Origin of the sequence: Roseobacter litoralis Och 149, from assembly GCF_000154785.2 — a bacterium.
GTDB lineage: Bacteria > Pseudomonadota > Alphaproteobacteria > Rhodobacterales > Rhodobacteraceae > Roseobacter > Roseobacter litoralis.
The window spans coordinates 4,400,663-4,414,473 of the sequence record NC_015730.1 but is presented as its reverse complement, the minus strand read 5'-3'; the positions used below and the strand labels follow the sequence as shown (position 1 = coordinate 4,414,473).

General features: G+C 52.3%; 13 protein-coding genes and 2 pseudogenes. 7 read left to right on the top strand and 8 right to left on the bottom strand.

The genetic code is table 11. The features are described from left to right. Positions 1–66: 66 nt before the first annotated feature. The 7 genes and pseudogenes from RLO149_RS21195 (at position 67) to RLO149_RS24230 (ending at position 4,708) form a co-directional block, all read left to right on the top strand. Positions 67–348, top strand: coding sequence for a rod-binding protein (locus RLO149_RS21195; RefSeq protein ID WP_013964133.1), 282 nt, complete (start codon positions 67–69; stop codon positions 346–348). Then, on the top strand, positions 341–700 hold the full coding sequence (locus RLO149_RS21190) for a flagellar export chaperone FlgN (RefSeq protein ID WP_013964132.1): 360 nt from the start codon (positions 341–343) through the stop codon (positions 698–700). Before RLO149_RS21195 ends, RLO149_RS21190 begins: the two co-directional genes overlap by 8 nt. Before the next feature lie 208 nt (positions 701–908). Next, the gene (locus RLO149_RS21185) at positions 909–2,231 is read left to right on the top strand and encodes a flagellin (RefSeq protein WP_013964131.1); all 1,323 of its coding nucleotides are present in this window, start codon (positions 909–911) and stop codon (positions 2,229–2,231) included. 70 nt (positions 2,232–2,301) lie between these two features. Further along, positions 2,302–2,673: a flagellar biosynthesis regulator FlaF gene (gene flaF, locus RLO149_RS21180; protein ID WP_013964130.1), complete on the top strand. Its 372-nt coding sequence runs from the start codon at positions 2,302–2,304 to the stop codon at positions 2,671–2,673. Beyond that, entirely contained in the window at positions 2,670–3,074 is a 405-nt protein-coding gene (gene flbT / locus RLO149_RS21175) for a flagellar biosynthesis repressor FlbT (protein ID WP_013964129.1), read from the top strand. The genes flaF and flbT overlap by 4 nt, the downstream gene beginning before the upstream one ends. Next, complete coding sequence (locus tag RLO149_RS21170) at positions 3,074–3,862, top strand: DUF1217 domain-containing protein (RefSeq protein WP_013964128.1); 789 nt, start codon at positions 3,074–3,076, stop codon at positions 3,860–3,862. The genes flbT and RLO149_RS21170 overlap by 1 nt, the downstream gene beginning before the upstream one ends. 135 nt (positions 3,863–3,997) lie before the next feature. Then, positions 3,998–4,708, top strand: a pseudogene (locus RLO149_RS24230) (IS6 family transposase). 102 nt (positions 4,709–4,810) lie between these two features. On the opposite strand, the gene RLO149_RS21160 reads toward RLO149_RS24230, so the two are convergent. The 8 genes and pseudogenes from RLO149_RS21160 to tnpC all read right to left on the bottom strand — a co-directional run bounded on the left by RLO149_RS21160 (position 4,811) and on the right by tnpC (position 13,771). Next, a complete protein-coding gene (locus RLO149_RS21160) occupies positions 4,811–5,224 on the bottom strand; it encodes a hypothetical protein (protein ID WP_013964126.1) in 414 nt (137 codons plus the stop codon). After that, entirely contained in the window at positions 5,221–6,309 is a 1,089-nt protein-coding gene (flhB, locus tag RLO149_RS21155; RefSeq protein WP_013964125.1) for a flagellar type III secretion system protein FlhB, read from the bottom strand. The genes RLO149_RS21160 and flhB overlap by 4 nt, the downstream gene beginning before the upstream one ends. Further along, positions 6,306–7,076, bottom strand: coding sequence for a flagellar biosynthetic protein FliR (locus tag RLO149_RS21150; protein ID WP_013964124.1), 771 nt, complete (start codon positions 7,074–7,076; stop codon positions 6,306–6,308). The genes flhB and RLO149_RS21150 overlap by 4 nt, the downstream gene beginning before the upstream one ends. Further along, complete coding sequence (gene flhA / locus RLO149_RS21145; RefSeq protein ID WP_013964123.1) at positions 7,073–9,157, bottom strand: flagellar biosynthesis protein FlhA; 2,085 nt, start codon at positions 9,155–9,157, stop codon at positions 7,073–7,075. The genes RLO149_RS21150 and flhA overlap by 4 nt, the downstream gene beginning before the upstream one ends. Before the next feature lie 2 nt (positions 9,158–9,159). Continuing rightward, positions 9,160–9,870: a transglycosylase SLT domain-containing protein gene (locus tag RLO149_RS21140; RefSeq protein WP_013964122.1), complete on the bottom strand. Its 711-nt coding sequence runs from the start codon at positions 9,868–9,870 to the stop codon at positions 9,160–9,162. A gap of 423 nt (positions 9,871–10,293) precedes the next feature. After that, a pseudogene (locus RLO149_RS21135) lies at positions 10,294–11,467 on the bottom strand (IS3 family transposase). Positions 11,468–11,861: 394 nt separating this feature from the next. Further along, complete coding sequence (locus RLO149_RS21125) at positions 11,862–12,158, bottom strand: hypothetical protein (protein ID WP_013961423.1); 297 nt, start codon at positions 12,156–12,158, stop codon at positions 11,862–11,864. Further along, a complete protein-coding gene (gene tnpC, locus RLO149_RS21120; RefSeq protein WP_013961422.1) occupies positions 12,158–13,771 on the bottom strand; it encodes an IS66 family transposase in 1,614 nt (537 codons plus the stop codon). Before tnpC ends, RLO149_RS21125 begins: the two co-directional genes overlap by 1 nt. Between the last annotated feature and the right edge of the window lie 40 nt (positions 13,772–13,811).

The window sequence follows — 13,811 nt, the reverse complement described above, 5'->3', positions numbered from 1 at the left end:
AGTTACCGCTTCTTTACTGGTTGCATGCAATATCACTGAAAGTAATTGCAATTGGAGCTAGTTAGAATGACAGAGCTTTCATCGGTGGCCGGGATGCCACCCAGTTCAACCGCGCGAAATGAACAGGCGCTACGAGAAGCTGCCAACAAGATGGAGGCAAGCTTCCTGGCAGAAATGCTCAAGTCCGCCGGTTTGGGCAAATCAAGCAGTGAATTTAGCGGTGGCGCCGGTGAGGACCAATTCGCGTCGTTTCTGGTTCAGGAGCAAGCGATGATGATGGTCAAGGCCGGCGGAATCGGCCTATCCGAAGCGCTTTTTGAATCCCTGAAGGAGAAGAGTCATGAGTAATGTTGTAGGTAGTGATGTCGTCGGTGCGCTCGATGATGTGCTGGAAAAGGAGCGTGAAGCGCTTTTGAGCGGCAACCTTGAGGCAATCGGACGCTTGCTGGAGCAGAAAGAATCACTGATTGAAGAACTTTCTGTCTTGGAACAGGTCGAAGCCAAATCATTGCACGACCTGACAGGGAAAATGAAACGAAACCAGGACCTGCTTGACCACGCACTTGCAGGCATCCGATCGGTCGCCGGGCGTCTTGCTGCAATGCGTCGTGTTCGCAGTTCGTTGGACACCTATGATGCCAACGGAACCAAACGCTCGATCAATATGACGAATGACGCGTCACTGGAAAAACGGGCTTAAGCCGAATTTGCGTAAAAACAGATATAATCACCAAGGCGCACTTTAGAACTCGTTAGGGTTTTTCGCGGCATGGTGCTCATGCATCCGAGGTCGGATGGCGCATTGTCTGATAATGGGCGAATGCATTGGTCAGAAAGACATATTTTGTTCGGGGACGTTTCTCCGGACGTAATCCACGCAAAGCGTGATTGATCAAAGGAACATGCTTATGTCAAGCATTCTTACCAACAACAGTGCAATGGTCGCACTGCAAACTCTCAAGTCCATCAACAACGATCTGGGCAAAGTACAAAGCGAAATCTCCACTGGTAAAACAGTCGCAAGCGCCAAAGACAACGCCGCTACATGGGCGATTTCCAAGGTCATGTCGTCGGACGTGGAAGGCTTCAAAGCGATCTCTGACTCGCTGTCCCTTGGTTCGTCCACCGTTGGTGTGGCGCTGAACGGCGCTGAAGGCATCACTGACCTGCTGACAGAGATCAAAGGCAAGATCGTCAATGCGCAGGAAGAAAACGTCGACCGTGACAAAATTCAGACAGACATCGAAGCGCTGCGCGACCAAATCCAGTCGATTTCTGGTGCAGCACAGTTCAATGGCCTTAACCTGCTGTCCAATACTGAGTCGGGCACAGATGCTGCTGGCTCAGGCACATCAAACATTCTGTCGTCGCTTGACAGAGCTGGTGATGGAACGGTTGCTGCCAGCAATATTGCTGTAGCAAAGCAGGATCTGGGAACAGGCGCATCGGCAATTGACTTCACAGCAACTGCAGTAACCGCCGCGACTGACATCATCTCAGTCGGTGGTGCAGCAACTCAGGTGGCCGTTGCTCAAGCTGGTGCTGCGGCGCCTACGGCGGACGTCGATGCCTTTTCTTTTGGCGCGGCTGCGACTGACGCAGTGGAGGCAGGGACAGGTTTCCAAATTATGCTTTCAGCTGACGGGGGTGCACTCGACAACCTTCTTGATACAGCGGATGGTGATATAACCTTTGTCGCACGAGATGGCGACACGGCAGCTGATGTTGCTACTGCGCTCGCAGACAAGTTCAATGCCTATGTAACAGAAGCTCTTGGTGAAAATGCCACGAACCCAGTCGCTGTTGCAAACGGTAACAGCATTGAGATTACACCAGCAACTGGTGTGGCTGCCGATACTTTCAGCATCAACGCTGAACAGTACGCAGCAGCAGACACAACAATCGGTGGTCGCCTTGAAGCGTTGAATGAAATCGACGTGTCAACTGCAGCTGGCGCAGAGTCTGCCTTGGCGGAAATCGAAACTCTGATCCAGACCTCAATCGACGCGGCTGCTTCGCTCGGTTCCGATGGCAAGCGCATCGAAACCCAGAATGAGTTCGTCGGTAAGCTGATGGATGGTCTGAAATCCGGTATCGGTTCTCTTGTCGATGCCGACATGGAGGCAGCATCCGCTAAGCTCCAGGCTCTGCAGACACAGCAGCAGCTTGGTGTTCAGGCTTTGTCGATCGCCAATCAGGCACCGCAGACAATCCTGTCTCTCTTCCGTTAAAACCATTTCAGGGGCGCGAACAATCGCGCCCCTGCTTCCAATTCTCTGAAACTTTCATGAAGGTTGCAACGTGAACTCATTCGCTCAGGCTCAACGCGCTTATGCGCCAACACAGGCCCCGATCAAAACGGCGCGCAGCACTGAGTATGAGGTGATCGCACGCATCTCGCACCGCATGAAACGTGCAATGCAACAAGACGATTTTCCCGCTTTGGCAGAAGCTTTGCATGAGAACAACAAACTATGGACGACGCTAGCCATAGACGTAGGAAATCCAGACAACCTTCTCCCCGATGAGTTGCGAGCAAGGATTGTGTATTTGGCGGATTTCACGCGGCTGCATTCACATAAGGTCATGCGCAAGACCGAGACAGCGGTGCCTTTGCTGGAAATCAATGCCGCGATTCTCAAAGGACTAAAACACGAGGTATCAGGCAAATGAGCGGATTGGTTCTAAAGTTAAGCCCAAAGGAGCGCGTGCTCATTAACGGCGTTGTCATAGAAAATGGCGACCGTCGAAGCCGCCTCGCCATCATGACGCCTGATGCCCATATTCTTAGGCTGAGAGATGCAATTCACCCGGAGGACGCAAAAACGCCCGTCCGCCGCGCGTGTTTCGCAATGCAGTTAGTGTTGTCAGGCGACAAAAGCCCCGACGATGCGCACTTGCCTTTGTTGCGCCAAATCGAAGAGCTTAGCCAAGTCTTTACAGATCCCGATAGCCGAAACGTACTGGCTGATGCAACACGTGGTTTGGTCGAAGGACAGCACTACAGAGCACTCAAAGCCCTCAGGGCCCTACTGCCCCGGGAAGATCGGTTGCTTGCAGCGCGGCCTCACTGATGTTTACTCCAATCATTCCATCCACCGGCCTCACCGGTTGGCGGTTTTTACAGCGGACTTACGATAGTCAGTTCGCAGCTTTCAACCAGTCGTCACAATTAGCACGCGCGGCGGAGTACTTTGAAGAGAAAATATCCAGTGTAACTACGGCTGAAGAACTGGTTGCCGATCGACGTCTGAGAGAGGTCGCTCTGGGTGCATTTGGGCTGCAAGACGATATTGATAACAGATTTTTTATCAAGAAGGTCCTTGAAGAAGGTACAACAAACGAAGACTCGTTGGCCAATAGGTTTTCAGATAGCCGATACAAAGACTTCTCAGCAGCGTTCGGTTTAGGGCCGGGAGAGCAATTGAAATTACAGGATACAGGGTTTGCGCAGGATATAATTGCGAAATACCGGGCAAATAGTTTTGAGATTGCCACCGGAAGCCAAGATGATTCCATGAGGGTCGCTCTTTTTGCGCAGCGCGAAATTCCGGCTCTGGCCACGGATGATACATCCAACGACGCCAAGTGGTTTGGAATCATGGGCCAACCTCCACTGCGCGCCGTTTTTGAAAAAGCGTTAAATTTGCCCTCGTCCTTTGGTCAGATAGATATCGATCAGCAGTTAGTTGTTTTCAAAGAACGCTCTCGCGCGGTTTTTGGTACAGATGAAGTAAGTCAGTTTGCTGGTGACGAAGCGGTACAGGACTTGGTCACAAAATACATCGTTCGATCTCAACTCGACAGCTTCAATGCTAACACGTCATCAGCTTCGATAGCATTGACGCTGTTGCAATCCTGAAGCCTCGGGCATTCTGGGTTTGAATTCACCGTCGGATATTATACTGGCGGCCTCTCCCACATCACTTTCGATGCTTCTGTTGCGTTATTCGTTTTCAGGACTGATGCTGTGATTTGATCAAGTAGTGAGGCATCAATGGTACAGCGCAATCCTTTTAAGAATCCTCGATTTCCCAAGGATGTGATCCTGCTGGCCTTGTGTTGGTACTGTCGATATCCACTCTCCTACCGTAATGTGCGTGATTTGCTGGCGGAACGCGGTATTTCGGTGGATGCAGCGACCGTGTATCGATGGGCCCAAAAGTTTGGCCCTGAGATCCGAAAACGTACCTATGGTCGGCATCGAAGTTGGCGCGGCCTGTAATGGCATGTTGATGAAACATACGTGCGGGTAAATGGCCCTTGGTGCTATCTGTGGCGTTCTGTTAATCAACGTGGTCGATTGATTGATTTTCGATTGACAGCACGGCGAAACGCCAATGCCGCGAGGGCTTTCATGCGACAGGCCAGCGAGACTGTTCGCTGTTACCAGCCGATGACGGTTATCACCGACAAGGCTCACAACTACGCCAAAGTGATCAGGGAACTGCACCTGTTTTGCGGACCGGACGACGCGATCCGGCATTTCGATCGAAAACATCTGAACAATCGAATTGAAGGCGGTCACGTGACATTGAAACAACTACTAAAACCTAAACGAGGGTTCCGAAGTCTGACGGCCGCGAAGAACACCTTGAAAGGAATTGAAACACTCAGGGCGATAAAGAAAGGCCATTTTGAGAATAACCAAACAGGTGTGCTCAACGAAATTGCCTTCGTTGCAGGGCTGTTCGATGAGGCTGCATAATCCCAAGGCTAAAGCCCAAATCCGACCACTTCCAAATAACGCAACAGAACCTTTTGAACAGGGAAGCACTTGGGCGGGGCAATCACGCTCTTTTGCTGCAGTCTAAGAGTTTCGTGCGGTAATTGTCGTTTCTATTGCAGAGACCAATAGCTTTGCCTGCGTTTGGTTGCGCTCAGTACTTTCTATAGATGAATACAGCTCACGACTTACCAACAACTTTCCGTAGTCTTTTCTTACATTGGAAAGCAGCGTTTCTTTCTGTGCTAAAACTTGGGCCAATTCCAAGTTCAGTGTTTTTTTGCTTCGCTCAACCCAGGACTGCCAAATGACGTCCGCGCCAATAGCTTGCATATTCTGGTGTTCGTGGATTTGCGAATTGCGTACTTGGGTGTCCAGTTTCTTCAATTGCCCACGCAACTGTTGTTCCTTTTGGACCACAGCCAGAAACGCGCCCTGTTTTTTTTTGAACTGTAGATCAAAGATCTGTTTTATTGCGTTTAGCTGACGCTTGCTCACGTCGCTTTTCCTTTCGATTGTTTTCTCATATTCTCAGCAAACCTGATAGCCGCGGCGACGGCTTTGTAATGTTCCGGAGCGATCTGATCACCTACATTGGTCGTTGAATGCAGGGCCCGTGCTGTAGGTGGATCACTATGAATCGGAACTGCATTTTCTTTCGCGATTTCCCGGATGCGCAATGCAGTTTCGTCAACGCCTTTGGCGACACAGACAGGTGCTTGTCCTGGTGCTCTTTCCCATTTCAATGCAACTGCAAAGTGTGTCGGGTTCACAATTACAACATCTGCAGCAGCGACCTCGACGGCCACCTGAGAGCCCGCCAGGGATTGGGCTCGTTGCCGCCGCTCTTGCTTCATGTATGGATCACCTTCACTATTTTTTGTCTCATCCATGACTTCTTTGCGTGACATTTTATTCTTACGAAGGTGTTCAAAATGCTGCCATATTGCATCTATGCCACCAATTATGGCCGATACAATTACAACATAAATAAGGAACTCGATGCAGATCTTGGCTAGCAAGATAACCGTGTATTGTGGTGTTGTATGCAGTGCTGCAACCATCTCGCTTGTACGGTGATAAAGGAAAATGGCTAATATGGCCGAGTAAATCATCAATTTTGAAAAGCTTAAAACAAACTGGAACAGTCCCGTTCGTCCGTATTTGTTTTTCGCATTCGAAATGATAGATACTTTGGACAGTTTAGGTTGCACTTTACTTGGAGCAAAGACGATGCCTCGCGTTGCAAATAAAGCCAGCATCACAGCTAACGCAGGGTAAACGAAAATAGGCAGCAGCGCCGAACCTGTTGCCTGAATAATTCCTCGCGCAGGAACCGTGCCGGCGCCGTCAAAAAAGAGCGGTGCAATTTGCGCAGATTGACCGATAATGACAGCCAGCGTAGCCCCCAAATGTGACAACCCGCTTTCGCCTGAAACAAGAATGGCGACTAAAAACCCTGCGTACGATGCCGCAGTCAAAAGTTCTGTCGACCGCGCAATTTCACCTTTTTTGCGCGCTTCCAGCAGTTTCTGTGGCGTCGCCTCAAAAGACTTGTCTGCCTCGTCATCAGGAGCGCTCACGGCAATACTCCAAAGGGATTAGCCAGATAGCGATCCATTGCGGCCAACCAAACAGTCAGCATATAGGGCGCGGAAATCAGTAAAAGCGCCAGCCCCCCCAAAGTGATCACGGGGGCACCAACAAAGGCGACCATAAGTTGCGGCATTGCCCTGTTTATTGCGCCCAGTGCGAAATTGTAGAGAACGGACAAAATGACGAAGGGCGCGGCAAGCGTGAAAGCCAAGGAAAAGGCTTGCGCGACTTGTTTCGTGCCCCATTCTGATACGTCTGCGGCAGCTACAAAACGCCCTACCGGCATAAAGTCGTAAGACAATATGATCAGATGCGCGACTTTTACATGCAGGCCCGCCATGACCGCCAGAGCCAAGCCGGCAATCACTAAGATGTACCCCATTGCTGGCAATGGATCCACAGCTGCCCCACCAAGAACCTGAGACAATGATGTCGACTGAGCGGCGATTGACCCGGCCGTTTGGAGGGCAAGTACAAACAAGCGAAGACCAATGCCGATTGCCAAGCCTGCGACGACTTCGGTAAGGATTACCAGTGATATCGAGCCAATCGCATTGGGTGGAGAAATTGTCGGCAAAGCTGGCGCCACAATCAGTGTAAATGCGAGAGCAGCCGCCAGTTTTACTCTGGCAGGCAGCGTCTGTTCTCCGAAGGCTGGTAAAACAGCTGCCAACGCGGCCACGCGGCAAAACACCACAAAGCCGTGCCAGATAGCCGAGTTCAGAAACGGAAGAAGCTCTTGTAGTGCAATCACGCGGCGACAACCCCGACCAAAGACGGGCGTGCGTCTAAACCGATTTCTTCAAAGGAGAAAACCGGATTATTAATACCTTTGGCGCGCATAACAGTTTTCAGGAAACGACGGCGCTTTGTGTTTGTAACCAGCGCTGCATTAATGCCGTTTTGGTTCGCCGCTTGCAGTTTTTCCGACACGTTTTCCGCCAGCTTGTTAAATAAATCAGGCGGCAAGGCTATATCCAAGCCACGGTCTGCTTCGACTTGGTAAATGGTAAACGTATCCTCCCATTCCGGTGCCAGTTGAATGAGTGGCAACGTTCCATCCTCTCGACGCATTTCAGCGACGAGTTGGAAACCCAAACGCTGACGAACGTGTTCGCAGATTGCTTCAACCTGAGAGTTCCTCCCACGAGCTTCAGCCGTTGCCTCAAGGATCAGGGGCAGATTGCGAATGGATACCTGCTCGTCCAGGAGCAGTCGAAGAACAGAATGCAGAACATCAATCGGCACCTTATCCGGTATCATTTCATCCAGTAGTTTTCGATTTGCTTCCGCCCTCGCAGGATTCGAGATGTTGCTCATCTCAGAGAGCAGCCTTCTCAGGGATTTCAATGTCAAAAGACGGCTGAAATTGCGTTTGACGGTCTCTAACAAATGCGTCGCGAGAATTTCCGCAGGTGTTACCAAGGTCAGGCCATCTAAAGCTGCACTCTCCTGATCTCTTCTGTTTATCCAGCGCGCCGGTGCCCCGTAAACTGGCTCATTCGTATCTGTACCACTTGGCAAGTTTACCGGGTTCTCCGGGATAAGTGCCAACACCTGCTCTGGGTTCAGCTGGGCTCTGGCCTGTTCAACACCTTGTATTTTCAACACATATGTACCGGTCGGCAGGCCAACATTGTCGGTCAAACGTATTTCCGGAAGTATTAAACCATACACCGTGGCCACATGTGTTCTCATGTTCGAAATACGTGCGTCCAAACCGGTGCCGGGATCGAGCACCATGTTCACCAAATCCTGCGAAAACTCTACATGGACGTCATCAATCTCCAGTATGTCGCCCAGAACCGCCTCTTTGGGTGTTGCGCTATCATCTTGCAGGGCCAGTGCTTCTTGAGGCACGCGTTTTTGCGCATTGTGGAGACGGTAGGCGACGACTCCTAACGCGATACTTCCGACAATAAACGGCCCAAAAGGCAGCCCGGGGAAAAAGGCGAAGAGGGCCATCAAAACGCCAACAGTGGCAAGTGCTGAGGGATGCCGTCCCAACTGTGCAAAAACTGCGAGGTCTGTCGCGCCCTGAGCGCCGCCACGTGCCAACAGAAGAGCAGATGCAATGGATATTACGACAGCTGGTATTTGTGACACCAGCCCATCGCCAACCGTGAGTATTGCATAGGTTTCGAACGCCTGGCCAAGTGGCATTCCGTGCACAACGATCCCCATGATCAGACCTGCAACAAGGTTAAGCAGTGTGATCAACAGGCCCGCAATTGCGTCGCCTTTGACGAATTTTGAAGCGCCATCAAGCGAACCAAAAAACGTCGTTTCCTGTTGTTCGCGTTCTCTGCGTTCCTTGGCTTCTGTATGCGTAATCGCACCGGCCGCCATATCGCTGTCGATGGCAAGTTGCTTGCCTGGCATGCCGTCCAAAGCAAAACGTGCGCCGACTTCGGCCATGCGCGTCGCACCTTTTGTGATCACCATGAAATTTACGATCAACAAAACGCAAAAAACAACCAGCCCGAGGAACACACTTCCGCCCATCACGAATTGTGCAAAGCCCTCGATGACCTCGCCCGCGGCATCGGTACCGGTATGGCCTTGCCCGATGATCAGTTTTGTTGATGAGACATTCAGGGACAGTCGAAGCATCAGGGATGCCAGAAGGATAGTGGGAAATGCCGAGAAATCCAATGGCCGTTCGATGAACAGGGTCACCGTAAAAATCAGGATGGCCAAAGCGAATGATGCGGCAAGCCCGGCGTCCAGCACCCATGACGGGACCGGTAAGATCATCATGACGATGACGGCCATCAGGGCCATTGCCAGCAGGATGGTCGGGTTGAACAGTGCTTTAAACGTGAAATTTTCCATCTTCAGTTTGTTCCGCCTATGGATATGAGCAAGTTACCTCTGGATGAAGCGCCTAAAGGGAACAACGAGCCTCGCGTGGAACCCCCGGATTGACCGATCAGAAGTGGAAAAGAATTGGTTTTTGTCGTACGTTTTTTTTGCATTGCGCCTAGGCCGGGCGCCTGATCAAGCTGCTCCAGAATTGGAATGTACTTTGCCAGATACAGATCTGAATGTGCCGTTGTTCGAGAGTGATAGGCGCCGGCAGCTTTCGTCCAATCCTCAAACTCATCGTGAAGCGAAGCTAGAAAATTCGCGGCATAGAGTGCGTTTTGGTATGGATTGAACATCTCTTGAACAGACGAAAAATTCGCCCCGTGCCATTTATAATTTATTTGGAAGCATCCGATATCAATGTTGCTTACCCCGCGTTGGCGGTTCAACCCAACGTATTCGATGGCTTCTTCAGCCGAAGAAAACCTAACGCCGCGTCCTTCTGAGTTTACCGTCCAAGGCCAAGGGGTAAACGCATCATTTACCGTGATACCGCTCTCTGTTCTGGCGATCGCTTTCAAGACGCTCAAAGGGACATTTGATATGCGCGAAGCTTGAACTGCAGCACTATCACACACGTGCTGAGCGGCGGTATTTTGGGTGGATGCGTATGCACTATCAGAGAAGCCCAACAGAAAAAGAGCGGAGAAAAGGTAAACGAAACGCTTGCACTTGTGCATTGATCCTCCAACATCCGCGTTCTGCGGTGCTCAACAAATATTGGAATTGAGTTTATTTTGAGTAACCAGCACAAAAGAATTCAACACTTTGAAGTGTTCTCGGAATATGAGACCAATCGCTAAGATGAAGCACAGGGTGAACGAAGCCGTCCATGATGAGATGGTATTTGCGGAGCTGACCGAGACATTCGGCGTGCATCCGATCCAGATCTGCACATGAAAGCGCGCTGTGGTCGATCACCGAGCCACTCCCGGAATTTCCGCAGCCAGAAACGACGGTAAAGAAGGAAGTTTTTATGAAAACAAAATGGCAAATCGCTACGCGGATGAGCGCAAGGCGCAGATCATAGTCGTTCAAAAAGAGGAGTTTCTGCCGTCATATGTTTGGAGCTGTCCCGCTTTAGTGCCGCCCCTAGTGCTCGTTTAAGCCACCTTCCGTTCGAATGCGACAGGGCTTTTCCATCCCAGTGCTGAGTGACGGCGGCGTGGACTGTAGAAGCCGTTGATGTATTCAAAGATTGCCATCTCAGCGTGCCGCCTGGTTTCCCATGACCGCCGCCAGATCAGCTCGGCCTTGATGGTTTTGAAGAACGTCTCGACAGCCGCATTGTCGTAGCAATTGCCCTTCCCAGACATCGACACCTTGAACCCATGTTGGCGCAGAATCTTTTGATAGTCGTGAGAACAATATTGGCTACCGCGATCCGTGTGATGGATGCAGCCCTTTGGTGGCGCACGGAATACGATGGCCATGTTCAACGCCCGTATCGCTAGATCACGCTTCATGCGGTTACTGACGGCCCAGCCGATGACACGGCGAGAATGCAGGTCCAAGATCACAGCCAGATACACCCAGCCTTCACGGGTCCAGACATAGCTGATGTCGCCCGCCCATTTCTGGTTTGGCGCATCTGCCGCGCAGTCACGATCCAGTAGGTTCGGTGCTATATTGAACTTATGATCTCTATCCGTCGTGACCTTGTGTTTGCGTGTTCTGACCACTGATATGCCGTTCTGGCGCATCCACTGCCCGACAGGCGATTTGGCAAAGCCAAATCTGCCGAGAGGGGGCGGCCAACACGGCGGTGACCGATATCCAGGCCAATCTCTTTCAACTCCTCAGTCATGCGCGGCCTGCCATAGCTGCCAAGGCTCAGACGAGATTGTTCTTTGATGTGCGCCAGCGTGACCAAATCAGACCGCTGTCTGCGACTGGCTGGCCGGCTTCGAAATGCGCGTAGCCCGCGTGTGCTGACGCCAACGACATCACACAGCCGATTGGTGGGGAAGCTCTCGCTGTGTTCTTCAATGAACCTAAATCTCATTGCTTTAGGCCCGCGAAGAACTGGGTGGCCTTTTTTAAGATCTCCCTCTCCTCCTTGAGAATACGGTTCTCGCGGCGCAGCCGGTCATTCTCTTGAACGAGGCTCATATCCTCTTTTGACACCACATCCGTGTCTCGATGCGCTGTGATCCACTTGTTCAGTGTGGACATACCTACACCCAGATCGTCAGCCACCTGTTTGCGTGTCAGCCCACTGGTCAGCGCGATACGCACCGCATCTTGGCGAAATTCGTCCGTCCGTTTCAGTCCCATAGTCAGTCTCCTTTGTTGCAGTAAATGCTATCAAAGGGGCGGCATCAAACCGCGACAGGTCCAGTGTGATCGGTTTGAGCGTCGGGGACTTTGGCTTGATTTTGTTGTTACAAGCGACGTTGTCGGATGTGCCGTCGTTCCGGCGCTCGGAGTAAAGTTGGAGTATCTCATTCCTCGAATTTCCCGGCCCTTATCATGCTTTTCTGAAGCAGGCGGTTCTCAGACGTCAAGTCCGCCATACGCTCTTTAAATGCCATCGACCTTCTAGAATACAGGCCCTCCGTGATACCTCGGTAGCATTAGAGAACGGCGATGCTCTCTTTGCCGCGCAGTCCCGAATAATCAATGCGGAACTTCTCTTCCGCGGAATGGGTTTTCCGTAACCGCTCCATTGTTACCGCGGTGATTTAGCCTTGATGCGGGCGACAAGTTCGGCGTCATCTACGAAGTCATCAAGGAATTCATGCCAGGTTTTGGTGATTGCGCGGGCGTCGCCGATCATGTCCTTCAGCTCCGTGATGCCGTCGTCGGTCAGTGCGGAGACGGTTTCGTCAGCGCCGGCATATACGCTGACGATGTTGCCATATGTGAGGTTGTCGTCGTTGGAGATGATCGCTTCGAGAAGCTCGACGTCCTCGCTCAGCATTTTGGCGACATAGTCGATGGTGCAGACATGTGTCACCGCAGCCATCAGGCAGCCTCTGAATGGGTCGCGTTCAGCGGTGCCCAGTTCCACGGCAGCAACTCATCCAGCCGGTTGACCTTATGATCGTGAATGCGGTCGAGAATGTCAGCAAGATAGGCCTGCGGGTCGAGACCGTTGAGCTTGGCCGTTTCAATGACCGTCATGGCGCGTGCGAGAGTTTCTGCACCGGTATCCGCCCCTGCAAATAGCCAATTTTTTCTGCCGATTCCAATCGGGCGCAGGGCACGCTCGGCGGGATTGTTGTCGATGGCCACACGACCGTCAGTCAAGAACAGGCTGAACGCATCCTTGCGGCTCAACCCATACCTGAAGGCTTTGGCCAGATCACTTTTGCCGGGAATGCGCAGGAGTTGTTGTTCAGACCAGGCAAAGAAGGCCGTGACCTTTGGCTTGCTCAACTTTTGCCGCGCGGCATGACGGACGTCAGCGGGTTGACCGTTGATGTCACGCTCAATGTCGTAGAGCTTGCCGATCCGGTCGAGCGCCTCGCGGGCGATCTCGGATTTGGTCGATGCCCAAAAATCATGGAAGTCACGCCGCAGATGCGCCCAACAGGCCGCTTCGCGTAAACGCGGCACGCCACCCGGTTCAGGCACGTAGAGTTTGGCATATCCCTTATAGCCGTCGGCTTGCAGAATGCCGCGCGCGTCAGCCAGATGGCTAAGGACATGCTCTTCCTTCCAGTCTGGCGCAAACCGATAGACGGCACCGGGTGGTGAAGTCCCCGCCCAGGGGCGTTGGTCCCGCACATAGGCCCAGATCCGGCCTTGTCTGACCCCTTTTCCAAGACCCTTGTCGCGCTTTGACCGATCCAGCACCCGGATCGGCGTATCGTCCGCATGCAGCAGATCGCTGCCCATGATGTCGGCCTCGATCCGCACTATAAGCCGCGACAGGGTTTTCATTGCCCGCCCACACCAGCCAACAAGCGTGCTTTCTGGGATGTCGGCACCCATGCGGGCAAATATCTCGTGCTGACGATAGAGGGGAAGGTGATCATCAAATTTGGAGACCAAAATGTGGGCCAGCAGGTTTGGTCCCGCCATGCTGCCCGAGATCGGGCGGCTCGGTGCGGGCTCCTGCACCATCTTTTCGCAACGACGGCAGGATTTCTTGATGCGGGCGATCTGGATGACTTTCATCTGCGCCGCGATCATATCCAGCAACTCGCTGACATCCTCTCCCACCACGCGCAGATCACCACCACAGTCAGGACAGCACGTGCCAGGATCAAGCTCATGGCGCTCCCGCAGGGTCGTATCCGAGACGCGCGGGCGGCGGCGCAAAACGGGCGCATCGGCAGCCTCTTGCGAGGGTTCGTCCAACCCTTCATCGATGGGCGCATCATCGGTTTCGGCCACGGCAACCAGCAAGTCTTCGAGCGCCAGTTCAAGTTGCTCGATCTCGCGTTCAATCTTTTCCGAGGACTTGCCGAAAGCCAGCTTCTGGAGTTTAGCGATCCGTAAACGAAGCGCCTGGACCAGCTGATCATGGACCCGCAGCGTCGCCGAGATTTTGGCGTTTTCAGCCTGTAGTTCTGCGATCATCGCCCTCAATACAGCAGGATCATCGGAGAGGTTTTCAGCGGGTTTCGACATGCGTCTGATTACCAAAAAGCAGGCTGAGGCACCATATAAA

Bases quoted from the DNA above. Each gene is read 5' to 3' on its own strand.
- RLO149_RS21195 (WP_013964133.1), top strand. From the start codon at position 67: ATGACAGAGCTTTCATCGGTGGCCGGGATGCCACCCAGTTCAACCGCG.
- RLO149_RS21190 (WP_013964132.1), top strand. From the start codon at position 341: ATGAGTAATGTTGTAGGTAGTGATGTCGTCGGTGCGCTCGATGATGTG.
- RLO149_RS21185 (WP_013964131.1), top strand. From the start codon at position 909: ATGTCAAGCATTCTTACCAACAACAGTGCAATGGTCGCACTGCAAACT.
- flbT (WP_013964129.1), top strand. From the start codon at position 2,670: ATGAGCGGATTGGTTCTAAAGTTAAGCCCAAAGGAGCGCGTGCTCATT.
- RLO149_RS21170 (WP_013964128.1), top strand. From the start codon at position 3,074: ATGTTTACTCCAATCATTCCATCCACCGGCCTCACCGGTTGGCGGTTT.
- flhA (WP_013964123.1), bottom strand. From the start codon at position 9,157: ATGGAAAATTTCACGTTTAAAGCACTGTTCAACCCGACCATCCTGCTG.
- RLO149_RS21140 (WP_013964122.1), bottom strand. From the start codon at position 9,870: ATGCACAAGTGCAAGCGTTTCGTTTACCTTTTCTCCGCTCTTTTTCTG.
- RLO149_RS21125 (WP_013961423.1), bottom strand. From the start codon at position 12,158: ATGGCTGCGGTGACACATGTCTGCACCATCGACTATGTCGCCAAAATG.
- tnpC (WP_013961422.1), bottom strand. From the start codon at position 13,771: ATGTCGAAACCCGCTGAAAACCTCTCCGATGATCCTGCTGTATTGAGG.